Raw genomic sequence first — 22,982 nt, 5'->3', positions numbered from 1 at the left:
CTTCTCAGGTCTCTCTTCTTCTATTTTTCTCTTTCGTTGTTCCTGACTTGCGGGTGCAAAGATAGCTACTTTTTCTTTCCCCGCAAGTTTTTTTGTAATCTTTTTTTAATCTTTTTTCCTAATTTATTACTAATATACTGTATATCAAACCCTTAAGCTCCTAAATTTTTTTTAATTTTTTTTTATATTTATTCCTGCTTCTCTCCTGATCATTCGTATTGGAGCTTTTTGGCTTGTTCTTCTTCTTTTCTAGTTTATCATCTTTATAGGTTGTATACTCTATATTTATATTGTTAGTTTTGTATTCGTATCCGCTATTGATTTTATTCTAGTACTTTTTTTATATATAATATATAGGTAGATTGTGCACTTTACTATTACTTTAACTGAATAGCTTTTTGTTTTGTAATTTATAATAATATTTATCGAACAAGTTATTAAAGTCTTTTGCTAAATAAACTAATATATAAAATTAAACCTAAAAAGATATATAAACTATATATAACAAAAAAGACTGCTTATTTATCATAGCAGTCTTTTTAATTTTTCAGATATGTTTAGCAGATTATCTTTTAGCTCTGTATTCGCTAACAGTTAATTGCTTTCTTCCTTTTGCTCTACGTCTTGCTAAGACTTTTCTTCCGTTAGCTGATGCCATTCTTTCACGAAAACCATGCTTGTTTCTTTTCTTTCTTTCTGAAGGTTGAAATGTACGTTTCATCGGTTGTTATCTTATATCTTTATATTCGTTAATCTTTTTCGAGGTTGCAAAGATAGCATTTATTTTTTATATTCCTACTTTTAATTGTTTTTTTGTGTAAAAAATTTTAGGTGTAACCGTAAGGTAGTTATAGGTTTATAGTCATAAACAAGGTTATTGTAGGTTATTTCTTCACTTTACATGACAAATGTTACTATATAGTAAACTTCTTCTTAGTTGATATATTTATTTGTTCTGTCAAGAAAGAATAAATCTTGATTGGTTCTTTTATATTAAGGTAATTTATATTTTATTGTCGTGAAATCAATTTTATACTTATCAATAAAAAAAGCTATCATTAATGATAGCTTTTTCAATTCATTATAAAGTAGTAATATGAATATTACCCGTTAATTTTAGCAATTCTTTGAATCAATTCAACAACTTTGTTAGAATATCCCCACTCATTATCATACCAGCTTACTACTTTAACAAATTTAGGGCTTAATTGTATCCCTGCTTTTGCATCAAAGATTGATGTACGTGGATCTGTAATAAAGTCAGAAGAAACAACTTCTTCATCGGTATATCCTAAAATTCCTTTTAATTCACCTTCTGATGCTTCTTTCATTGCTTTACAGATTTCATCATAAGTTGTTTCTTTAGCTAAATTTACTGTTAAGTCAACTACTGAAACGTCTAGGGTTGGTACACGGAATGCCATACCTGTTAATTTTCCGTTCAAAGAAGGAATTACTTTTCCAACTGCTTTAGCAGCTCCGGTTGAAGATGGAATTATATTTCCTGCAGCTGCTCTACCTCCTCTCCAATCTTTTGCTGATGGTCCGTCAACTGTTTTTTGAGTAGCAGTAGTAGCATGTACTGTAGTCATTAATCCTTCTAAAATACCAAATTTTTCATGTAATACTTTAACTACCGGAGATATACAGTTTGTTGTACAAGATGCGTTAGAAATAAATTGAGTACCTTTTACATAGGTATTATCGTTTACTCCGCATACAAACATAGGGGTATCATCTTTAGATGGAGCAGACATAACTACATATTTTGCTCCTGCGTCGATGTGTCCTTGTGCTTTTTCTTTTGTAAGGAATAAACCTGTTGATTCTACTATATATTCTGCTCCGATATCACCCCATTTAAGATCTGCAGGATTTTTTTCAGCAGTTACTCTAATTGCATTTCCATTTACTACTAATTTACCATCTTTAATTTCAATCGTTCCATCGAATTTACCATGAACAGTATCATATTTTAGCATATAAGCCATATATTCAACATCAATAAGGTCATTGATTCCTACAACTTCAATATTTTCATTATGTTGAGCCGCACGAAATACTAATCGTCCTATACGACCAAAACCATTGATACCAATTTTAATTTTTGACATAATACTTTACTTTTTTAAGTTTGTTTCTAAATTAATTTTTTATTTTATCTATGTAGATAAGATATCTGCTACTTTTATAAGATCCTTATCTATTTCATTGTGTTTTTTAATTGCTTCTTCTATAGGAGTAAAAACGATCTTGCTTGATTGCATTCCTGCCATTACATTAGATTTACCCGCCATTAATCCTTCAACTGCAGCAACACCCAATCTTGATGCCAGCACTCTGTCGGCAACTGTAGGAGATCCTCCTCTTTGAATATGACCTAAAACGGTAACTTTAACGTCAAATTCAGGATATTTCATTTTTGTAAATTTAGCCAAATCATATACTCCTCCTAATTTTTCTCCTTCAGCTACTACTACAATACTGGATGTTTTTCCTTTTTGTTTTGCATTGTCAAAAGAAGAAAATAAATCTTCAATACTATCTTTTTGTTCAGGTATAAGTATATCCAATGCTCCGGTAGCTATGCCGCTGTTTAAAGCAATAAATCCGGCATCCCTTCCCATAACTTCTACAAAGAAAACTCTATTATGCGAAGTTGCTGTATCTCGGATTTTATCGATTGCATCAACGACGGTATTTAATGCGGTATCATAACCTAAGGTAAAATCTGTACCGAATATATCGTTATCGATAGTTCCGGGAATTCCAATAAAGGGTACTCCTTGTTCTTTTTGGAAAATAGTTCCACCCGTAAATGATCCATCTCCTCCGATTACTACTAATGCATCTATATTATGTTTTTTTACTGTTTCTGCTGCTTTTTTTCTTCCTTCAATAGTTCTAAATTCATCGGAACGTGCAGATTTGAGTTCAGTTCCTCCTCTATTTATTAAATTTCTTACTGAACGAGGACCTAAATCAACAACCATATCATTAATCAGTCCATCATATCCCATTCGTATTCCACAGCATTCTATTCCATAATAATTAGCTGCTCTTACAACTGATCTTATGGCAGCATTCATCCCCGGAGAATCTCCTCCTGAGGTTAAGACACCTATTTTCTTAATTTTATTTGTGTTTTTAGACATGTTTTTTTATATAGATTTTTACATTCTAAGATCATACAAATATACTAATCATTTGTGGATTATGCATTAAGAAAAGGATATATATAATAAAATATATATCATGTGATTTTATATTGATTTAAAATTAATTTTTTCTTAATTTTGTAGCTATCACCTTTAATTTTAAGGTAACCTATTTATTTTATATCCACATTTTAAATTAGATATATTAGGAAGTTTTTAGTATAATAAATTGTATTGATAATTTACAATTTTATATATCAAAAATAATACCATATTCCTTTATAATACAACATTTATACAGCTTCGTAGTCGTAAAATAAAAAATCATTTATGTTGATTTTCATAAATTTTTAATTTATTATTTTAAACTTCCTACCATGTCCTCCGGTCTAACCCATTGATCAAATTGTTCGGCAGTCACTAAACCTAAATTAATCGCTTCTTCTTTTAGTGTTGTTCCGTTTTTATGTGCTGTTTTTGCAATTTTGGCAGCATTTTCATACCCTATATGTGTATTTAAGGCTGTCACTAACATTAAGGAATTATTAACGAGTTCTTTTATTCTTGTATAATTAGGCTCAATTCCGATGGCACAATGATCGTTGAATGATTTACAAGCATCTCCCAATAGTTGGGCAGATTGTAAAAAATTATAGGCCATAACCGGTTTAAAAACATTGAGTTCATAGTTTCCTTGTGTACCGGAAAAAGAGATAGTTGTATCATTACCCAATACTTGAGCACATACCATCGTCATTGCTTCATTTTGTGTAGGGTTTACTTTGCCCGGCATAATGGAAGATCCGGGTTCATTTTCCGGTATAAACAATTCTCCTATTCCGCTTCTAGGTCCGGATGCAAGTAATCGTATGTCTTGAGCTATTTTAAACAGTGAAACGGCTAATTGTTTTAGTGCTCCGTGTGTTTCAACTATTGCATCATGAGCTGCTAATGCTTCAAATTTGTTGGGTGCAGTTACAAATGGCAATCCGGTAAATTTAGATATGTATTCTGCAACTTTGACATCATAACCTTTAGGAGTGTTTAATCCTGTCCCTACAGCTGTTCCTCCTAAAGCTAATTCTGATAAATGCGTCAGGGTATTTTTTATAGCTTTAATAGCATGATCCAATTGAGCAACGTAACCGGAAAATTCTTGTCCTAAGGTTAAAGGGGTGGCATCCATTAAATGGGTCCTTCCTATTTTTACTACATCTTTAAATTTCTCTGATTTATTTAACAATGTATCTCTTAATTTTTCAACTGCCGGTAAGGTATGTGTTACAACCTTTTTATAGGCTGCAATATGCATTGCTGTTGGGAAGGTATCGTTAGATGATTGGGATTTATTTACATCGTCATTAGGATGAATCGGACTCTTTTCACCTAGTTTACCTCCACCTAATACCAATGCTCGATTAGATATTACTTCATTGACATTCATATTGGATTGAGTTCCTGAACCGGTTTGCCATATAACTAGCGGGAATTGGTCTTTTAATTCTCCTTTACTGATTTCATCACATACTTTGGCTATTAAATCTCTTTTTTCTGAAGGTAATACTCCTAAATCAGTATTAGCATATGCGGCCGCTTTTTTTAGATAGGCAAATGCTTCAATTATCTCTTTGGGCATAGATGCCTCCGGTCCAATCTTAAAATTATTTCTTGATCTTTCTGTTTGGGCACCCCAATATTTATCGGCGGGAACTTGTACTTCTCCCATAGTATCTTTCTCTGTACGGTAATTCATGGTTATGTTTTTTTATTTTATATGAATCTTTCAAAAATCATACAAAAATAAAAAATCAGCCAAAAAGGCTGATTTTATTACTTATATTATAAGGATTGATTTACTTTTTCTTATTTTTATTTTGATTCATTTTTTGTTCTTGAATCTGTTTTTGTTGCTCTTGGGCTTGTTCCAACATGGATTGCATTTTTTGCTGCCATTTACTTTTTTTCTTACCCGGCTTTGTTTTGTTCTCTTGCATCTTAGCATGCAACTTTTCTTCATTGATCATAAAGTTTTTAATCAATAAGATTAAAAGTATATTTATAGCATTGGATACTAAATAATACCAAGAGAGACCTGATGCATATGAATTTAACCAAAATATAAACATAACCGGCATCAAATACATCATAAACCTCATATCCGGCATTCCTTCTTGTGTAGGTGCCTGCATAGTAGAGGTTGACATTTTAGTGTAAATTAATAATACTAAACAGTATAATATCGTAAAAAGACTTATGTGATTTCCGTAAATACTTGATAAAATCGGAATATGTGTTGTCCATTCATAAATAGAATCATAAGCGGTAAGATCATCTGCCCAAAGGAAAGACTGTCCTCTTAAGGCTATATTATTCGGGAAAAATCTAAATAATGAATAGAAAATAGGTATTTGTATTAATGCCGGTAAGCATCCTGCTAAAGGATTAACCCCTACTTTTCTATATAATTCCATCGTAGCTTGTTGCTTTTTAATCGGATCTGAATTTTTGTGTTTTTCGTTTAATTCGTCTATTTCCGGTTTTAAAATTCGCATTTTTGCTCCTTGAATGTATTGTTTATACATAATAGGAGAGGTAACTAATTTTACCACGATAGTCATTAAGAAAATTATCCAACCTGCTGCAATACCGAATTTTGATAAAAATTCATAAATCCATAAATAAAATATACAAAGCCATTTCATCCATCCAAATGGAATGTTGTATGAAAACTGTTTACTGTCTCCGTTATCTGCTTTGTAAGATTTCAATAGATCATAATCTAAGGGTAGAAAATTCCATGTATATTTTTGATTAATTTCTCCTTGTTGGATAGGAACTATACTTGTAAACTTAAAATTCTTAAGATAATCAGGGTTATCTCTTTCTGCTTCTTGTGTTCCTTTGGATTTGTAAAATCCGTTCTGTGCTTCTAAAATAGTTGCAAAGAATTGTTGTTTAACACTAATCCAATCTATTTTGTCTTTATCTTCTGTAAATCCGTTTGTATCGTAATCAGTTTGTGAATAATCGTTTAAACTGTATCTAAACTCCGTATAGGTGGTTTCTTGTGATTTACCTTTTTCAAGAGCGATCGCATTTTGATTCCAATATAATTCGGCATCTTGCTGAGAGGTAATTTTTGATAATCCTTTCGATACTACTTGAAAATCTAAGGAATATTTTCCTTTTAGTGCATAACGGAATTGAATAAAACTCGTATTATCTAAGTTCGCAGTTAAAACGGTTACATTTCCTTCCGTTGATGGTGTAAATACCAAATCTCTGGTATTAATTATTTTACCAGCCTTATCTTTAAATGAAATATTGAAATCGGTATTTTCATTATTTACAAGATATAAAGGTTTTTTGTGAAGAGTTGTGTCCTTATCATAAGCCGTCCATTTTTTTAAACGTACTTCACGTAGTTGAGCTCCTTGTGTGCTGACTTTAACTTCTATTTCATCATTTGAAAAAGGTAATAATTCTACCTTAGCCTGAGCAAGTGAGTCTAACTTTACGGGTGCTGACTTATCATTGGTATTCTGAGAGATATTTTCATATTTGATTTGTTGCTGTTCGGATTTTTGGGCTTCATCTATCGCCTGTTTTTGTTGATTATTGGAATAAATCAAAAATCCAATTAAAATAATCCCTATAAGAATAAAACCAATCAGCTGGTTTTTATCAAATTTGCTTTCCTGTTGCATTCTTTACTTTGTTTATCTGATAATTTTGAGATGCTTTAACTAATGCTAAAAATAATGGGTGGGGAGAAGCTACTGTACTTTTATATTCCGGATGGTATTGTACACCTATAAAGAATGGATGATCTTTTACTTGTATAACTTCCACCAACCCTGTATCAGGATTAGTTCCAATGGCTTCTAAACCATTGTTTTCAAACTCACTTATATATTCATTGTTAAGCTCGTATCTATGTCTGTGTCGTTCTTCTATATTTTGTGCATTGTAGATTTTTTCTGCTATAGAGCCTTTTTTAAGTTTACATGCCCAAGCTCCCAGTCTCATAGTACCTCCTTTATTGGTGACATTTTTTTGTTCTTCCATTAAACAGATAACCGGAGCTGAAGTATGCAAGTTAAATTCAACACTATCTGCATCTTTATAACCAAGTACATTTCTAGCAAATTCTATGACCGCAATTTGCATACCTAGACAGATTCCTAATACAGGTATTTTATTAACTCTAGCGTATTGACAGGCTATAATTTTTCCTTCAATTGCTCGATCTCCAAAACCGGGAGCTATTATAACTCCATCCACACCTTTTAAATTATCGGAAATATTCTCATAGGTAAGATCTCCGCTGTATATCCAACGAATATTTACTTTAGTTTCTAAAGTGGCTCCTGCATGTATTAGAGCTTCTACAATAGATTTATAGGAATCTTGAAGAGATACATATTTTCCTACTAAAGCTATTTCAACATTACTCTTTGGATTTTTATATTTATCCAGAAAATCATTCCACTGTTTTAAATCCGGTTTTTTATCTGTGGATAAACCTAATTCTTTTAACACTAATGCATCAAAATTCTGATTCTGCAGATATAAAGGAACTTCATAAATGGTAGGAAGGTCTTTACTTTCAATTACATTATCAATATTAAGGTTACAGAATAATGCTAATTTGGAGCGTACTTCTTTAGATATTGAGCATTCTGTCCTACATACCAGAAAATTGGTTTGTACTCCATATTCCATAAGTTGACGTACGGAATGTTGAGATGGTTTAGTTTTTAACTCTCCACTGGCTGCTAAATATGGAATTAAAGTTAGGTGTACCACAATCGAATTTTGATATCCTAATTCCCAACGTAATTGACGTACGCTTTCAACATAAGGCAAAGATTCAATGTCTCCTACCGTTCCTCCTATTTCGGTAATAATGATGTCAAAATCTCCTTTTTTACCTAATATTTTAATTCTTCTTTTTATCTCATTAGTAATATGAGGGATTACCTGTACAGTTTTTCCTAAAAAGTCTCCTCTTCTTTCTTTATCAATAACTGTTTGGTAAATTTTTCCGGTAGTAACATTGTTGTCTTTGCTGGTAGGACTATTTAAGAATCTTTCGTAGTGCCCTAAATCTAAATCAGTTTCAGCTCCATCTTCAGTAACATAGCATTCTCCATGCTCATAGGGATTTAGAGTTCCCGGATCAATATTAATATACGGATCGAGTTTTTGAATGGTTACTTTGTAACCTCTGGCTTTTAAAAGCATTCCTAAAGATGCAGCGACAATTCCCTTTCCAAGTGAAGAAGTAACACCACCTGTAACAAATATATACTTTGGAGAAGATTGGTCAGACATAATTTTAAAGTTTAGAAAAAATTTAGTTTATATAGTTTAGAATAGTTCAGTCAGTACCAATAAAAAAAGGCAAGCTACCTGCATCACACCGCTACAACCGTTTACCTTTGCTGCGTTCCCACCCTGGAGGATTCACAGGAGCTGGTTGTGCAGGACTTGCCGGTGCAAAAGTATAACTTTTTATAAATAATACAAAATTATAAGGCTTTTTTGAATAATATTTTTTTTCAGCACTTTTTGAATCATTATATTAAAAATAAATACTGATTTCAAGTAAGAATAATCCTATTTACAACTTTACAACATTAGGTGCTATATATTATTTTGTCTTTTTGAAATTTGATGAAGATTATTTACTAAATGTTAATTATTAATATAAAAATTTCAAGTAAAGGGTTTATAAAATTCACTAATTTAATTTGCATCAATTGAATAAATAATTTAAGTCAATTTTCACTAAACCTAATATATATTATTTTAAATTTCTTTTGCATCAAATTATCCTTTTATATAAAAGATAACACTTATGATATATTAATTTAAAATTTTTTAATTAAAGCTATTTAAAAGAAGTATAAATATACTTTTTGTTCATCAATTATGAATCAAAATATCATACTCTTATTTATCTTAATCAAAAAAAATAATTACTATATTAGCTACTGATCAAAATACTAAACAAAATGAGCATAAAATTGCGGCTAATTATTCTTGTTTTTCTTCAATATTATATTTGGGGTTCTTGGTTAATATCTTTGGGAGGATATGCCGGATTACCTATAACTGAGGGTGGTTTAGGATTTACCGGAATCCAAATTGGAAGTTTATTTGCAACTATGGGATTTACTTCTCTTTTTATGCCCGGCTTATTGGGTATAGTTGCCGACCGATGGATAAATGCTGAAAAATTATTAGGTATAAGTCATATTCTAGCTGCCATATTTATTTTCATGGCTTCTCAAGTTAAAGAATACCATATATTTTATCTTTTGCTATTCTTGCATACTTGCTTTTATATGCCAACCATATCATTGACTAATTCTGTTTCTTATAATGCTCTTGAAAAAAATGGTTTAAATTCAGTTACCGACTTCCCTCCTATACGAGTTTGGGGAACCATAGGTTTTATTGCAGCTATGTGGACGGTTGATTTCTTAGGTTTTGCCAGAAGTTCTGTTCAACTTTTCATTAGTGCGGGAGCCGGAATTATTATGGCCTTATATTCCTTTACGATGCCGGCTACACCTCCAACTAAAAATGTTAATAACAAAGGATTAGTACATGCATTAGGTCTAGATGCTTTTGTTTTATTGAAAAATAGGAAAATGGCTATATTTTTCTTTTTTTGCATGCTGTTAGGTTGTTCACTCCAAATAACCAATGCTTTCGGAGGTCCTTTTTTAGATAGTTTTAAATCCACATATCCCGATTCTTTTGGCGTTAAACATCCTAATTTATTACTTTCTATATCACAAATCTCTGAAACTTTATGTATTTTATTAATACCTTTCTTTTTACAAAAATTTGGAATCAAAAAAGTGATTATGATAAGTATGTTTGCATGGTTTCTACGTTTCGGACTGTTTGGATTAGGAAATCCGGCTAATAAAATTTATCTTTTAATTTTATCCATGATTGTTTATGGAATGGCTTTCGATTTTTTCAATATTTCAGGATCTTTGTTTGTAGATAAAGAAACTGATAAAAGTATGCGTTCCAGCGCTCAAGGGTTATTTATGATTATGACGAACGGACTGGGTGCTATTTTAGGAAGCTACGGTAGTGGATGGGTAGTTGAACATTTTACAGTCAATGGCATTACTAACTGGCCATATGTTTGGTTTACTTTTGCAGCTTATTCTCTAACAATTTTTATCATTTTCCCATTTGTATTTAACCCTAAAAAATCTTCTTAGGAATTAGATATTTTCAAAATGGTCTATTAAAAATATTTTTATTTAAGAATATATTTTTGCGTTTTAGTAAATAACCAACCTATTAAAACTCCAACAAATGCTCCTGAAAGAACATCCAGAGGAAAATGTACTCCTACATATATTCTGCTATAAGATACCAAAATAGCCCAAGAGAATAATAAAATGGATGAATATTTATATTCTTTTTTAAAAAGAAAAGTTAGATAGGTAGCTAAACTAAAAGAATTGGCAGCATGTGCAGAAAAATAGCAATAGGAACCCCTACATTTTTCAATCACTAGCCTAAAAACCCCTTCTAATTCCTGATTTCTACAAGGTCTTGGTCGCTGAATCCAATTTTTAACCAATGAGGATAAAGAATCGGTTAAAGAAATCATTAAAGCAATACTTAAACCTATTAAAAGAACTTTTTTCCATCCATATTTTTCTAAAATAATTAAAAATATTAAAAAATAAGTAGGAATCCAATAGTATTCATTAGTTATAAATAACCAAAAAGCATCAAATTTTGGGCTTCCTAAATTATTTAAATATAAAAATAATTCTTCATCCCATTTTATAATTTTATCCATTAACTTCTTTTTACAGGACCGTCAAACGTATCGTCCATAAAATCATTTAAATGATCAGTAGCCTCATTTACCTTTTTATCCATACTTTTTTTGGCCTCATTTATTTCATCTTCAATTTCCTTAACTGATCCGTTGTCATCAACTTGAGACATGATTTCTCTTTTAATATTATCGGTGGCATCTTTCATGGCACGTACCCCATGCCCTAACCCTCTTGCTATTTCAGGAATCTTATCGGGTCCAAACAATAAGACCACTACTAAAAGTATAACTATAATTTCTCCAAAACTCACGGTATCTACATTTATTTTTTACAAATTTACAACTTTCTCATATGTATTGTCCGATTTTAAATGAATTTAACGTATTAAAACAAATTAAATTCTAATATGTACTTATAATAATAATTTTAAATAATAAATGAGAATTTTTATGTGTGAAATATCATTTTAAGCTTAACAATCCTGTAAAATCCAAAATTCACTTACCCTCTACATATTGTTTATAAAAAAAGGTCTTGAAATTCAAGACCTTTTTTATTACAACATAAAATATTTATTTTATAGTGGGTACTTTCGTATTTGAATGTTCTTTATCATAATTATATTTGGTTAAATCATAAGATAAAGATGATGCTATGTATATAGATGAATACATACCAAATGTAAATCCTAAAAATAGTGCAAACATAAATCCTTGTAAAGTTTCACCTCCGAAGAAGAAGATAATAACTGTTACCATAATTGTAGAAACACCCGTATTTATAGTTCTTCCTAAAGTATGGTTAATTGCATCGTTATACAATTCCTCTAAAGTCATTAAATGGTGCGCATTATTTTTCTTATTTTCTCTAATCCTATCAAATACAATTACGGTATCATTAATTGAATAACCGATAATAGTTAAAATAGCTGCAATAAAGGATTGATCTATTTCCACAGAAAAAGGTATGATTTTTAGCCAACTTAATACGGAAAATGCACCCATTACCACTATCGAGTCATGTAATAAGGCAGCAACCGCACCGGTTGACATTTGCCAATTTCTAAATCGTACCAAAATGTAAATGAAAATACCTGCTAAAGCAATAGATACGGCTATAACTCCATTTCTAACGATCCCACTGGCTACTGTAGGCCCAACTTCAGAACTTGATTGAATTCCATAAGGAGTACCTTTTACAAAACTTTCTTTAGAATAATTAGCCGGAAGATAATTTTTTAATCCTGTATATAATTTTTCACGAATTACCACATCAATATTCGGATCATTACTATCCATTCCATATTTAGTAGTTATTCTTACTTGATTACCTTCTCCATATTTTTTAGCATTAATATTTGAAGATTCTCCGTCTGTAGTAAATAATTTTTCTAATGATTCTGTTACTTCTTCCGGATAAATATTTTTTTCCAGTTTAATTACATAAGTTCTTCCTCCTGTGTAATCTACCCCTTTATCAAAACCTTTGGTGAACATGGAAACCAAGGCAATAACCATAATAACCAATGAGAAAATATAAGCATATTTTCTTTTTTCCATCCATTTAAAATGAACATTGGTAAACCAGTTTTTAGTTATGCTTGTAGCTAAAGAGAAGTTCTTACCTTTTTCCATAGAACCATAAATAAGCATACTGGTTATAAATATTGCAGTAAATAGGGTACAGAAAATACCTATAACTAAGGTAACCGCAAACCCTTTGATCGGTCCGGTGCTAAATAAAAGCACAATACCCACAATTAATGTAGTTAAGTTACCATCAATAATTGCTGCCAAAGCATGTTTTTGTCCTTCAATAAATGCTTGTTTTAGAGGTCTTCCTCTTCTCAGCTCTTCTTTAACTCTTTCAAAAATAATAATGTTAGCATCTACTGCCATTGCCATAGAAAGTACTATCCCTGCTATTCCGGGAAGAGTTAAAACAGCACCCGTGGAAGCCATAATACCTATTAAATAAAATAAATTTAATATAAGAGCTATATTCGCGTATAAACCTGCTTTTCCATAGTAAAAAATCATCCATCCTAAAATAAACAAGTAGGAAACAACTATAGAAATCAATCCATTGTTTATAGATTGTTGACCCAAGGTTGGACCTACAATTTCTGATTGGATAATTTTTGCTTTTGCCGGTAGATTACCGGATTTTAAAACATCAACCAAATCGTTAGCTTCTCTTTCTGTAAAATTACCGCTAATAACTGATTGACCGTTAGGAATTACTGAATTGACATTAGGAGCAGTATAAACTACATCATCTAGAACAACTGCAATGGGTTTACCAATATTTTTTTCAGTCATATTTTTCCAAACCAATGCACTTTCAGGTCCCATTTGCATACTTATTTGTATTCTGTTGAATTGGTCGAAAGTTAAACCTGCTTCAGTAACTGCTCCGACTAAAGGAGCTTTGTTATTTTTAGTTCCACGAATGGCATATAATTCTAACTCGTTGTTAGATTGGGAATCCGGTTTAGAAGCCCATAATAATTTTATATATCGTAAACCAATCGGTAATAATTTTTTAGCTTTATCTGAATATATAACTTTATTAATTGCTGCTGTATCAGATAATTTAGCAACTGCTAACGCATTAGATCTATTAGAAGGTTTCAATAAAGGAGTTAATTTGTTATTAGCAACTTTTAGATTAACATCCATTAGATAGGACCATGCGATAGGTTGATCATACACTTCCCAAAACTCTAATCTCGCAGAAGTCTGAAGTAATTTTTTTACACGATCAGCATCAGTAACTCCCGGTAATTCCACTAATATTCTACCGGTTCCGGGTACTCGCGCAATATTGGGTTCATCAATGTTTAGTTTTTTGATACGAGCTCTTATTACATCTATTGCTTTAGTCACTTTGGATTCAATAACTCCGGAGATATATTTTTCAACTTGCTCGTCTGTTGTGTTATGTTGAATTTGATTGGATAAATCTCTAGTACCAAAAACATCAGGACTGGATAATTTTAAATCCGGCTGATTTAATTCTGTTTTAGCCGTTTGAAAAGCTTTAAAAAAATTAGCTGTATAGGTATCCCTGGATTTCACTTCCTCCGAAGTAGCTATATCTAAAGCCTTTCTAAAAACCGGATTTTCTGAATTATCTGCCAAATCCAACAATAGATCTTTTTCGGAAATTTCTAATAATAAGTTCAATCCGCCTTTAAGATCCAATCCTAACTTCATTTCATTCTTCTTGGCATCATAATAATTCATCTTAACTATTCCGAGATTCAAAGTATCTTTAGCTAATTTATCAAGCTCAGCTTTTTTACTCGCCTCCGTTCCGTTAGATAAACTGTTTGCTTTAGATTCTATACGGTTAACATATAATGTTGGAAACAATTCCGCCAAACATATTAACCCAAGAACAATTGCAAAAAATTTAACAAGTCCTTTTCCTTTCATTGGTAAGTTTTAATTATAAATAATGTATTTTTATTTGGTTTGCAAATATAACAGTCTATTTGATGACTGGCAATTATTTATATATTTTTTTGCTCATTAAAATAAATACTTTCAATAATATGCATAAAATTTTAAAATAAACTTATAAATAAAAAGTGCAAAAATTATTTTTATAAAACCTTGCCGTTTTATATTTGTATTTTAAACAATTATGGAAAAGGAAGAAATTGAAAAAGCAGTTGAAATTTTAAAAAAAGGAGGAACTATTCTGTATCCCACCGATACCATCTGGGGGATTGGATGTGATGCAACCAATGAGGAAGCCATTGAAAAAGTTTTCAAATTAAAAAATAGGGATAAATCTAAAAATTTAATTATTTTAGTAGAATCAGAAAGAAGGCTTCAAGAATATGTTAATGTTTCTTCATTGGCTTGGGATTTGATTGATTTAGCAAACAAACCATTAACCATAATATATGATAACCCCCAAAACTTGCCTGCTCTATTGATTTCTGACGAAAATACTATAGGAATTCGTTTAACGCAGGATCCCTTTTGTAAAAAATTAATTTCAAAACTTAATAAACCCTTGGTGTCAACCTCTGCTAATATCAGTGGTGAACCATCACCGGAAAATTTTTCATCAATTTCTCGCAAAATTTTGGAAGGTGTGGATTATATAATAAATTTGCGCCACGAAGAAAATATGCAATTTGCATCTTCTTCCATAATTCAACTATCTGAGGATGGACGAATTAAAGTAATTAGAGAATAAATACTAAATGAATTTAAGCCACGCAATACAAAATCCTATTTTTAAACTGATAACCCATGTTGTTTCGGACAAAAAACAACAAACTTATGTTATCGGAGGCTTTGTTCGTGATCTCCTTTTGGAAAGACCGAAAGTTAAAGATATTGATATTGTAACTGAAGGTAGCGGTATAGAATTAGCTTTATCCGTTGCGGATAAATTACATTCAAAACCCAAAGTATCCGTTTTTAAACGTTTTGGTACCGCTATGATCCATGTTAAGGATTATGACGTAGAATTTGTGGGTGCGAGAAAAGAAAGTTATTCTTTTGATAGCCGAAAACCTTTTGTTGAAACGGGTACTATAGAAGACGATCAGAATAGAAGGGATTTTACTATTAACACATTAGCGATAAGCTTAAATGAAGAAAATTTCGGAGAATTGGTCGATCCATTTAATGGATTAGAAGATTTAAAAAGAAAAATCATTCGTACGCCTTTAGATCCTGAAATTACCTATTCAGACGATCCCTTACGAATGATTAGAGCCATACGATTTGCAACTCAGCTAAATTTTACTATTGAATCATCTTCTTTTCTTGCGATTAAAGAAAATGCAGAACGATTTGATATTTTATCAAAGGAAAGAATTACGGATGAGTTTAATAAAATTATGATGTCTCCTCAACCTAGTATTGGTCTGAAATTATTATATGAAGCAAATCTTTTACAACGATTTTTACCGGAACTAACCGATTTGCAGGGTATTGAAGAAGTTGAGGGACAAAAACATAAAGATAACTTTTTTCATACTCTTGAAGTTGTTGACAATATTAGTAAAACTACAACCAATTTATGGTTAAGATGGGCTGCTTTATTACATGATATCGGTAAAGCTCGAACTAAAAAATTTGATAAAAAAATAGGTTGGACATTTCATTCTCATGAATTTGTGGGTAGTAAGATGGTACTTTCCCTATTTAAAAGATTAAAATTACCTCTGGGCGATCCCTTAAAATATGTTCAAAAACTAGTTCAAAATAGTTCGCGTCCCATATCACTTATTACAGATGATGCATCGGACAGTGCTTTGAGAAGATTATTATTTGATATGGGTGATGATTTGGAAGATTTATTTTTACTTTGCAAAGCTGATATTACAACAAAGAATATAAAGAAACAAACACGTTTCAAGCAAAATTTTGATTACGTTGAAGAAAAAATAAAGGAAGTAGAAGAAAAAGATAAAATAAGAAATTTTCAACCGCCTATTACCGGACATGATATTATGGAAGCTTTCGAAATTATAGAGGGAAAACAAATTGGAACAATTAAGGAAGCAATCAAAGAAGGTATATTAGAAGGCACTATTACAAACGACTATAAAAACTCATACAACTATATGTTACAATTAGGAAAAAAATTAAATTTAAAACGTAAAAACTAGACTATATGATTTATAAGATTAGAGTAATTCTTGAAACAGAAGGGGACGTTTTTCGAGACATTGAGATTAAAGATTTGCAAACGTTGTGGAATTTATATGAAGGCATTAAAAGTGCTTTTAGTCTACAAGGTGACGAGTTAGCTTCATTTTATAAGTCTGATGATAATTGGACTCAAGGCACAGAGATTCCTTTAGAAGATATGGATGAAGATGGCGAAGGTGAGACCATGTCAGACGTATATATTAAAGAAGTTTTTACAAAAGTCGGAGATAAAATGTTATTTGTTTATGACTTTATGAAAATGTGGTCTTTTTACGTTGAATTATTAGAAATTATTGATAGAAAAGCGATAGGTGTTTATCCGTTAACGGTGTATCGTTTTGGTAAAATGCCTTTAAAAGCACCTGATAAAAAGTTTACTTCACCATCAAATATTGACGATTTCAGTGATGTGGGTGATGTTGACATGAACATTAAATTTGATGACGATGATGATTCCTATGACGACGATGACGATGATTCGTATAATGATGACGAGCTTCTAGACGAGGATGAATTATAGAAAATAAAAAAAGGAAATTAAATTTTATTTAATTTCCTTTTTTTATTTTAAATTTATAAATTTTCACATATAAATTCCATATATTAATTTACTAATAATATAGCTTATAAATCGTATTCGTATTTTCTATCCAAAACAAAATCTTCCATAAATTTGGTCGTATAATCTCCTTTCAAGAAATTTGGATCATCCATAAGCTGTCTATGTAATGGAATAGTAGTTTTAACCCCCTCAATATAGAATTCATCCAATGCTCTCTTCATTTTAATAATAGCTTCACTTCGTGTAGGAGCTGTTACTATTAATTTAGCAATCATAGAATCATAAAAAGGTGGAATTGTATATCCTGAATAAACATGTGTATCAACTCTTACTCCATTACCTCCGGGAATATTCAAGGTAACTATTTTTCCGGGTGATGGGCGAAAATCACTGTAAACATCTTCTGCATTAATTCTACATTCAATGGAGTGTCTTTGTGGATAAAAATTATTTTTAGGAACTTTAGCACCTGCTGCTAACTCTATTTGAAGTTTTAATAAGTCTAAGTCGGTAATTTGTTCAGTGATCGGATGTTCAACTTGAATCCTCGTATTCATTTCCATAAAATAGAAATTACCATATTTATCAACTAAGAATTCAATTGTACCTACTCCTTCATATCCTATATATTCAGCAGCTTTTACCGCCGCTTCACCCATTTTTTTACGTAATTCTTCTGAAACAAATGGAGAAGGCGTCTCTTCTGCTAATTTTTGATGACGTCTTTGAACTGAACAATCTCTTTCAGAAAGATGGATAGCCTTACCATATTTATCTCCGGCTATTTGAATTTCAATATGTCTGGGTTCTTCAATAAGCTTTTCCATATACATACCCCCATTGCCAAAAGCAGCTTCGGCTTCTTGAACCGCAGATTCCCAAGAACTTTTAAGGTTTTCCTCTTTCCAGATAGCTCTCATTCCTTTTCCGCCACCTCCGGCTGTTGCTTTAAGCATAACAGGATATCCTATTTCTTTAGCAATCTTAACAGCATCTTCATACGATTTTATTAAACCGTCTGAACCCGGTACAGTGGGAACTCCCGCCTCTTTCATGGTTGCTTTTGCAGAAGCCTTATCTCCCATTCTTTCTATATTTTCAGGAGTACCACCGATGAATTTAATTCCCATCTTTTGGCAAGATCTGGAAAAATTAGCATTTTCAGAAAGGAAACCATATCCCGGATGAATAGCGTCTGCATTAGTAACTTCTGCAGCTGCTAAAATATTCAATTGTTTTAGGTAGGAGTCTTTACTTGATGAAGGTCCAATACATACTGCTTCATCGGCAAATCGTAAATGTAAGCTCTTAGCATCTGCCGTAGAGTAAACAGCAACCGTTTTTATACCCATTTCTTTTGCTGTTCTAAGAATTCGCATAGCGATTTCTCCTCTATTAGCAATCAAAATTTTTTTAAACATACACTTTAACTTTTAATTTTGATTATTTAAGATGGATCTACTAAGAATAAAGGTTGGTCAAATTCAACGGGTGAAGCATCATCAACTAAAAATTTAACAATTTTTCCTGAAACTTCTGATTCTATTTCATTGAATAATTTCATTGCTTCTATCACACAAACAATACTGCCTGCACTAATGGTGTCTCCTATATTAACAAATGCTTCTTTATCAGGGGAAGGTTTTCTATAGAATGTACCAATCATTGGAGATTTTATAGTTACATACTTAGATGTATCTTCATCGTTCTGGGTAGCTACTGATTGGTTAGTTACAGTTGGCAAAGAAGCTACCGGATGATTTGTCACAGCTTGTATTGGTTGGGAAACTTCCGGTGTATATACTACTGAACCACTTTTGGTTTTAATGGAAATTTCAAATTCTTCTGTCTTATATGTTACTTCTGCAACATCTGATTTAGATACAAATTTAATTAAATTTTGAATGTCTTTAATGTCCATGAGCTAGAGCTTTTATTTAAATTTTCCCAAATGTAAAGGAAATAAATTAATTTTATACAGAAAAAAACCATTTAACTAATAAATTAAATGGTATTATATTTTTAGATTCTAACTAACTTAGATTTACTCTTCAACTTCTTCAACAGCCTTTTCCATAACTACTTTTCCTCTGTAGTATAATTTTCCTTCATGCCAGTATGCACGATGGAACAGGTGCAATTCTCCGGTTGTTGAACATTTAGCTAATTGAGGAACTGACGCTTTATAGTGAGTTCTTCTTTTATCTCTTCTTGTAGATGACTGACGTCTTTTAGGATGTGCCATAATTCTTCCTTAAATATTTTTTTATTTTATATTTTATTCGCCTTCTTCATCAGACAGGCCATACTTTTCAAGTAAGTGGGTATGTTCGTCCTCATATCCTTCGGAATATTTAGGATGAACATGTTTCATAGGTATGGATAAAAGCACACTTTCATAAATTAATTGAGACACATTTATACTATGAGAACCTAAAGGTAAAATTAAAACTTCTTCATTACTATCATCATAAGATTCTCCAAATTTAACTAATGTTTTGATTTCATTTTTAACGGCTTGCTCATATTCTTCTCCGGATATATCACATTCTAAAACTACAACACCTTCTGTTTTTACTTTTAATTCTAAAAAAGAAGAATGTTTTATAATTTCAATTTCAACCTCAATTTTAGGACTTTTAAACTCCTGTATGAAATCAAACAATTCAAAAAATGGCTGCTCAATACTCATCTTAAAGCTATGGTTTCCAAGCTTTAATGATGAAAATAAAATATCATAATTGCGTAACCTTTCCATAAATATGGTTTGCAAAGTTAAGTATTAGTTATTAAAACTACAAATTTTTAATTTATTTTTAATTGGATGTAAGATATTTAGTTAAACTGCCATATAATGTATATTAAAAATAAATTTATCTAATTTATTTATTATTAGTATATATTTATAATTATTCTTTTGAAAATTTATAAATTTGTTAGAGAATAATTATCAATGAAAGATTATGCATTTTATTCAGGGTTAGGTTTTCAACTCATGGTAACCATATTAATTTTCACGGGAATTGGTTATTATCTAGATGAAAAATATCTTTCTATGAAACCTTTATTTATAATAATTTTCAGCTTATTAGGAATAGGAATCGGACTCATCAATATAATCCGCCAAGTATCAAGAAAACAAAAATAATATAAATCATATTTTCTTTGATAGCAAACATTAAAATATGATAAAAATCATACACATGGAATGTGTTTTAAAAATATTTATATTTGCATATACATGAATCAGAAAAATATGATAAAATTTGCATTTAGCTTTTTAGTCTTAATTTTTACCTTTAATTTCACTTTTGCTGAGGGTACTACTAAAAGTAATGATTCAGAAACATTTAATCCTACTGAAACTGCCATGCACCATGTTAAGGATTCTCATCAATTTGAAATATGGGGCGATGATGTTACTCTCTATTTACCTGTAATCCTCTGGACTGATAATGGATTAGTACTGTTTTCTTCTAAAGAATTTAAAGGAAATGATAATGGAGAAGTAGTGGTAGAGAAAAAAGGCATGAGATTTATTAAATTTCATGAAAAAATATATTATGCTAATACCAAAAAAAATGCATCGGGGGAATATATAACAGAGTCATCCCAAATTGTTCACTTGGACGATCAACATCATCCTATCAATAAAGCTCCTTGGGATTTTTCAATTACTAAAAATATATTTTCTATGTGGCTTTCCCTTGGGATTTTATTAATTGTATTTATTTCAGCAGCCAGATATTATAAATCGAAATCTTATACCGGAGTTCCTAAAGGTGTAGCTGCCGTTGTTGAACCTTTGATTGTATTTGTAAGAGATGAAATAGCTATACCAAATATCGGAGAAAAAAAATATAAAAAATATATGCCTTATTTGTTAACTGTATTTTTCTTTATATGGTTAAACAATGTTATGGGGTTAATTCCATTTTTTCCATTTGGAGCAAACCTGACAGGAAATATAGCTGTTACTTTTACATTGGCTGTTATTACTTTTATAATTACTAATATTAGTGGAAATAAAAATTACTGGAAACATATATTTTGGACTCCCGGCGTACCTGTCCCGATGAAATTATTCTTAGCACCCATTGAAGTTATCGGTATTTTTACCAAACCCTTTTCATTAATGGTTCGATTATTTGCTAATATAACCGCCGGACACATTATTATTATCAGTTTAGTTTCATTAATTTTTATATTTAAATCTTATTTTGTAGCTCCTGTATCTATAATTGCAGTAGTCTTTATAAGTGTAATTGAAATTTTAGTAACAGCCTTACAAGCATATATATTCACAACTCTTTCTGCACTATATTTCGGTATGGCAACAGAAGATAATCACGAAGAACATTAATTTTTAATATATAGTAAACATGGGAATGTCAGTAATTGGAGCAGGTTTAGCTGCTATTGGAGCAGGAATTGGAATCGGTCTTATCGGTGGAAAAGCGATGGAGGCTATTGCAAGACAACCTGAAGCTCAAGGAAAAATTCAGGCTTCTGCATTAATCTTAGCTGCATTAGTTGAAGCAGTTGCTTTATTTGCAATTGTGGTATCTTTGATTAAATAAGAAGAAAAATAACAGAAAACTCGAAATGATAACGGTTGGTTATTCGAGTTTTCTTTTAATTAGAAAAGCATTTATTTAAACTCTTATCATAAAAAGTTAAAAAAGATATAAAATATGGATTTATTAACTCCTTCAATTGGTTTAATATTTTGGATGACTATTTCCTTTATAGTTTTATTAATAATTTTAGGAAAATATGCCTGGAAACCTATTTTAAAAGCTTTAGAAAATAGAGAAAACTCAATACAGAAATCTTTGGATGAAGCTAAAAATGCACGGGAAGCGATGGCTAAATTAACCTCTCAAAATGAGCAAATTTTAAAAGAAGCTCGTATGGAGCGTGAAGCCATTCTTAAAGAAGCCCGTGAAATTAAAGATAAAATTATCAACGATGCCAAAGATGCTGCTACTGCAGAAAGCAATAAAATTATTCAATCAGCTAAAGAAACCATTAATGCGGAAAGAATATCTGCGATCAATCAAATAAAAAGTGAAGTGGCAGATTTATCCGTTGATATAGCAAAAAAAGTTCTTCAAAAGGAACTATCTTCTCCTGAAGAACAAAAAAAGCTTATTGATTCATTAGTAAACCAAGCAAAATTAAACTAAAATGTCAGTAGTTAGACTTGCTAAGCGCTATGCAACGGGTTTATGGGAATATGCCCTATCTTTACATGAAAGTGAAACTATTATTAAAGAGATGAAATCTTTAATTGATATAATCAATCAAAATAAAGATTTTCAATTCTTTTTAAATTCCCCTATAATTGAAACCCATAAAAAAATTAATATCGTAAACGAAATTTTCAAATCCTTCTCTCCTACTTCTCGTAATTTTATTACTTTAGTAGTAAGACATAAGAGAGAAAATGATTTATTGGAAATAGCACAACAAGTCTTGGAATTACACGATGTATATAATGGCATACAACGCGTAGAAATTATTTCTGCTGTACCATTAGATCAAGATACCGTAAGCAAAATTTTAAATTCATTCCCAAAAATTAATCAAGAAAAAGCTATTATTGAAAATAAAATAGATGCATCTCTAATTGGAGGGTATATTTTACGTATGGATGATCAACAAATCGATGCAAGCGTAAAATCCGAACTAACTAATATTCAAAAAAAATTAAGTAATAAAATATTTTAATTTTTTAGCTATAACT

Annotated in this window: 22 protein-coding genes and 1 other RNA gene; 9 read left to right on the top strand and 14 right to left on the bottom strand. The window is 31.0% G+C overall.

Translation table 11 applies throughout. The annotated features are described in order from the left end of the window. Positions 1-565 precede the first annotated feature (565 nt). The 7 genes from rpmH to ffs form a co-directional block, all read right to left on the bottom strand. The gene (gene rpmH, locus C4S75_RS03790; protein WP_055425699.1) at positions 566-721 is read right to left on the bottom strand and encodes a 50S ribosomal protein L34; all 156 of its coding nucleotides are present in this window, start codon (positions 719-721) and stop codon (positions 566-568) included. A gap of 382 nt (positions 722-1,103) precedes the next feature. After that, positions 1,104-2,114 (bottom strand): type I glyceraldehyde-3-phosphate dehydrogenase, encoded by a 1,011-nt coding sequence (gap, locus tag C4S75_RS03785; RefSeq protein ID WP_105296993.1) that lies wholly within the window; start codon positions 2,112-2,114, stop codon positions 1,104-1,106. Positions 2,115-2,162: 48 nt separating this feature from the next. Continuing rightward, the gene (gene pfkA, locus C4S75_RS03780; protein WP_105296992.1) at positions 2,163-3,155 is read right to left on the bottom strand and encodes a 6-phosphofructokinase; all 993 of its coding nucleotides are present in this window, start codon (positions 3,153-3,155) and stop codon (positions 2,163-2,165) included. Between the two features lie 361 nt (positions 3,156-3,516). Then, positions 3,517-4,911 carry a class II fumarate hydratase gene (gene fumC, locus C4S75_RS03775; protein ID WP_105296991.1) on the bottom strand — a complete coding sequence of 465 codons (1,395 nt, stop codon included), beginning with the start codon at positions 4,909-4,911 and terminating at the stop codon, positions 3,517-3,519. 100 nt (positions 4,912-5,011) lie between these two features. Next, positions 5,012-6,865 (bottom strand): membrane protein insertase YidC, encoded by a 1,854-nt coding sequence (gene yidC / locus C4S75_RS03770; protein WP_105296990.1) that lies wholly within the window; start codon positions 6,863-6,865, stop codon positions 5,012-5,014. Then, a complete protein-coding gene (locus tag C4S75_RS03765) occupies positions 6,843-8,495 on the bottom strand; it encodes a CTP synthase (protein WP_105296989.1) in 1,653 nt (550 codons plus the stop codon). The genes yidC and C4S75_RS03765 overlap by 23 nt, the downstream gene beginning before the upstream one ends. A gap of 64 nt (positions 8,496-8,559) precedes the next feature. Next, positions 8,560-8,657, bottom strand: an RNA gene (ffs, locus tag C4S75_RS03760) — signal recognition particle sRNA small type. 521 nt (positions 8,658-9,178) lie between these two features. Here ffs and C4S75_RS03755 point away from each other — a divergent pair. Then, complete coding sequence (locus C4S75_RS03755) at positions 9,179-10,411, top strand: nucleoside permease (protein ID WP_105296988.1); 1,233 nt, start codon at positions 9,179-9,181, stop codon at positions 10,409-10,411. Positions 10,412-10,449: 38 nt separating this feature from the next. On the opposite strand, the gene C4S75_RS03750 is transcribed toward C4S75_RS03755, so the two are convergent. From C4S75_RS03750 to secD, 3 genes are all read right to left on the bottom strand, one after another. Further along, on the bottom strand, positions 10,450-11,004 hold the full coding sequence (locus C4S75_RS03750) for a phosphatase PAP2 family protein (protein ID WP_105296987.1): 555 nt from the start codon (positions 11,002-11,004) through the stop codon (positions 10,450-10,452). Then, positions 11,004-11,297, bottom strand: coding sequence for a twin-arginine translocase TatA/TatE family subunit (locus C4S75_RS03745; protein ID WP_255410578.1), 294 nt, complete (start codon positions 11,295-11,297; stop codon positions 11,004-11,006). Before C4S75_RS03745 ends, C4S75_RS03750 begins: the two co-directional genes overlap by 1 nt. Before the next feature lie 262 nt (positions 11,298-11,559). Then, positions 11,560-14,427 (bottom strand): protein translocase subunit SecD, encoded by a 2,868-nt coding sequence (gene secD, locus C4S75_RS03740; RefSeq protein WP_105296986.1) that lies wholly within the window; start codon positions 14,425-14,427, stop codon positions 11,560-11,562. 211 nt (positions 14,428-14,638) lie between these two features. Here secD and C4S75_RS03735 point away from each other — a divergent pair, with 211 nt between their 5' ends. From C4S75_RS03735 to C4S75_RS03725, 3 genes are read left to right on the top strand one after another with little or no spacing between them, the layout of a single operon-like run. Continuing rightward, the gene (locus C4S75_RS03735) at positions 14,639-15,202 is read left to right on the top strand and encodes an L-threonylcarbamoyladenylate synthase (protein ID WP_255410577.1); all 564 of its coding nucleotides are present in this window, start codon (positions 14,639-14,641) and stop codon (positions 15,200-15,202) included. A 7-nt stretch (positions 15,203-15,209) separates the two neighbouring features. Further along, complete coding sequence (locus C4S75_RS03730) at positions 15,210-16,628, top strand: CCA tRNA nucleotidyltransferase (protein ID WP_105296985.1); 1,419 nt, start codon at positions 15,210-15,212, stop codon at positions 16,626-16,628. Between the two features lie 5 nt (positions 16,629-16,633). After that, entirely contained in the window at positions 16,634-17,191 is a 558-nt protein-coding gene (locus tag C4S75_RS03725) for a hypothetical protein (protein ID WP_105296984.1), read from the top strand. A 104-nt stretch (positions 17,192-17,295) separates the two neighbouring features. Here the strand turns inward: C4S75_RS03725 and accC are convergent, their stop codons facing one another. The 4 genes from accC to C4S75_RS03705 form a co-directional block, all read right to left on the bottom strand. Next, positions 17,296-18,654, bottom strand: coding sequence for an acetyl-CoA carboxylase biotin carboxylase subunit (gene accC, locus C4S75_RS03720; RefSeq protein WP_105296983.1), 1,359 nt, complete (start codon positions 18,652-18,654; stop codon positions 17,296-17,298). Positions 18,655-18,680: 26 nt separating this feature from the next. Next, a complete protein-coding gene (gene accB, locus C4S75_RS03715) occupies positions 18,681-19,154 on the bottom strand; it encodes an acetyl-CoA carboxylase biotin carboxyl carrier protein (protein WP_105296982.1) in 474 nt (157 codons plus the stop codon). A gap of 123 nt (positions 19,155-19,277) precedes the next feature. Beyond that, positions 19,278-19,478: a 50S ribosomal protein L32 gene (gene rpmF, locus C4S75_RS03710; RefSeq protein WP_055425712.1), complete on the bottom strand. Its 201-nt coding sequence runs from the start codon at positions 19,476-19,478 to the stop codon at positions 19,278-19,280. A gap of 33 nt (positions 19,479-19,511) precedes the next feature. Next, positions 19,512-19,991 (bottom strand): DUF177 domain-containing protein, encoded by a 480-nt coding sequence (locus C4S75_RS03705; RefSeq protein WP_105296981.1) that lies wholly within the window; start codon positions 19,989-19,991, stop codon positions 19,512-19,514. 195 nt (positions 19,992-20,186) lie between these two features. Between C4S75_RS03705 and C4S75_RS03700 the strand changes: the two genes are divergently transcribed. The 5 genes from C4S75_RS03700 (at position 20,187) to atpH (ending at position 22,966) form a co-directional block, all read left to right on the top strand. Continuing rightward, positions 20,187-20,381, top strand: a complete 195-nt coding sequence (locus C4S75_RS03700; protein WP_105296980.1) for an AtpZ/AtpI family protein — start codon at positions 20,187-20,189, stop codon at positions 20,379-20,381. A gap of 108 nt (positions 20,382-20,489) precedes the next feature. Then, entirely contained in the window at positions 20,490-21,596 is a 1,107-nt protein-coding gene (gene atpB, locus C4S75_RS03695) for a F0F1 ATP synthase subunit A (RefSeq protein WP_255410576.1), read from the top strand. A 19-nt stretch (positions 21,597-21,615) separates the two neighbouring features. Further along, positions 21,616-21,813: an ATP synthase F0 subunit C gene (gene atpE / locus C4S75_RS03690; RefSeq protein ID WP_055425716.1), complete on the top strand. Its 198-nt coding sequence runs from the start codon at positions 21,616-21,618 to the stop codon at positions 21,811-21,813. Between the two features lie 114 nt (positions 21,814-21,927). Continuing rightward, positions 21,928-22,422 carry a F0F1 ATP synthase subunit B gene (locus C4S75_RS03685; RefSeq protein ID WP_105296978.1) on the top strand — a complete coding sequence of 165 codons (495 nt, stop codon included), beginning with the start codon at positions 21,928-21,930 and terminating at the stop codon, positions 22,420-22,422. A 1-nt stretch (position 22,423) separates the two neighbouring features. Next, on the top strand, positions 22,424-22,966 hold the full coding sequence (atpH, locus tag C4S75_RS03680; RefSeq protein WP_105296977.1) for an ATP synthase F1 subunit delta: 543 nt from the start codon (positions 22,424-22,426) through the stop codon (positions 22,964-22,966). The last annotated feature ends 16 nt before the right edge of the window (positions 22,967-22,982 follow it).

Source organism: Apibacter sp. wkB309, from assembly GCF_002964915.1.
GTDB lineage: Bacteria > Bacteroidota > Bacteroidia > Flavobacteriales > Weeksellaceae > Apibacter.
Note: the sequence above shows the minus strand (reverse complement) of the source record. Positions and strands in the feature narration are given on the sequence as shown.

Coding starts and splice junctions, on each gene's coding strand:
- rpmF (WP_055425712.1), bottom strand. CDS start 19,478: ATGGCACATCCTAAAAGACGTCAGTCATCTACAAGAAGAGATAAAAGA.
- yidC (WP_105296990.1), bottom strand. CDS start 6,865: ATGCAACAGGAAAGCAAATTTGATAAAAACCAGCTGATTGGTTTTATT.
- C4S75_RS03755 (WP_105296988.1), top strand. CDS start 9,179: ATGAGCATAAAATTGCGGCTAATTATTCTTGTTTTTCTTCAATATTAT.
- atpB (WP_255410576.1), top strand. CDS start 20,490: ATGATAAAATTTGCATTTAGCTTTTTAGTCTTAATTTTTACCTTTAAT.
- accC (WP_105296983.1), bottom strand. CDS start 18,654: ATGTTTAAAAAAATTTTGATTGCTAATAGAGGAGAAATCGCTATGCGA.
- C4S75_RS03735 (WP_255410577.1), top strand. CDS start 14,639: ATGGAAAAGGAAGAAATTGAAAAAGCAGTTGAAATTTTAAAAAAAGGA.
- C4S75_RS03685 (WP_105296978.1), top strand. CDS start 21,928: ATGGATTTATTAACTCCTTCAATTGGTTTAATATTTTGGATGACTATT.
- C4S75_RS03705 (WP_105296981.1), bottom strand. CDS start 19,991: ATGGAAAGGTTACGCAATTATGATATTTTATTTTCATCATTAAAGCTT.
- atpH (WP_105296977.1), top strand. CDS start 22,424: ATGTCAGTAGTTAGACTTGCTAAGCGCTATGCAACGGGTTTATGGGAA.
- C4S75_RS03730 (WP_105296985.1), top strand. CDS start 15,210: ATGAATTTAAGCCACGCAATACAAAATCCTATTTTTAAACTGATAACC.
- accB (WP_105296982.1), bottom strand. CDS start 19,154: ATGGACATTAAAGACATTCAAAATTTAATTAAATTTGTATCTAAATCA.
- C4S75_RS03700 (WP_105296980.1), top strand. CDS start 20,187: ATGAAAGATTATGCATTTTATTCAGGGTTAGGTTTTCAACTCATGGTA.
- gap (WP_105296993.1), bottom strand. CDS start 2,114: ATGTCAAAAATTAAAATTGGTATCAATGGTTTTGGTCGTATAGGACGA.
- rpmH (WP_055425699.1), bottom strand. CDS start 721: ATGAAACGTACATTTCAACCTTCAGAAAGAAAGAAAAGAAACAAGCAT.
- C4S75_RS03725 (WP_105296984.1), top strand. CDS start 16,634: ATGATTTATAAGATTAGAGTAATTCTTGAAACAGAAGGGGACGTTTTT.
- C4S75_RS03765 (WP_105296989.1), bottom strand. CDS start 8,495: ATGTCTGACCAATCTTCTCCAAAGTATATATTTGTTACAGGTGGTGTT.
- atpE (WP_055425716.1), top strand. CDS start 21,616: ATGGGAATGTCAGTAATTGGAGCAGGTTTAGCTGCTATTGGAGCAGGA.
- C4S75_RS03750 (WP_105296987.1), bottom strand. CDS start 11,004: ATGGATAAAATTATAAAATGGGATGAAGAATTATTTTTATATTTAAAT.
- fumC (WP_105296991.1), bottom strand. CDS start 4,911: ATGAATTACCGTACAGAGAAAGATACTATGGGAGAAGTACAAGTTCCC.
- pfkA (WP_105296992.1), bottom strand. CDS start 3,155: ATGTCTAAAAACACAAATAAAATTAAGAAAATAGGTGTCTTAACCTCA.
- secD (WP_105296986.1), bottom strand. CDS start 14,427: ATGAAAGGAAAAGGACTTGTTAAATTTTTTGCAATTGTTCTTGGGTTA.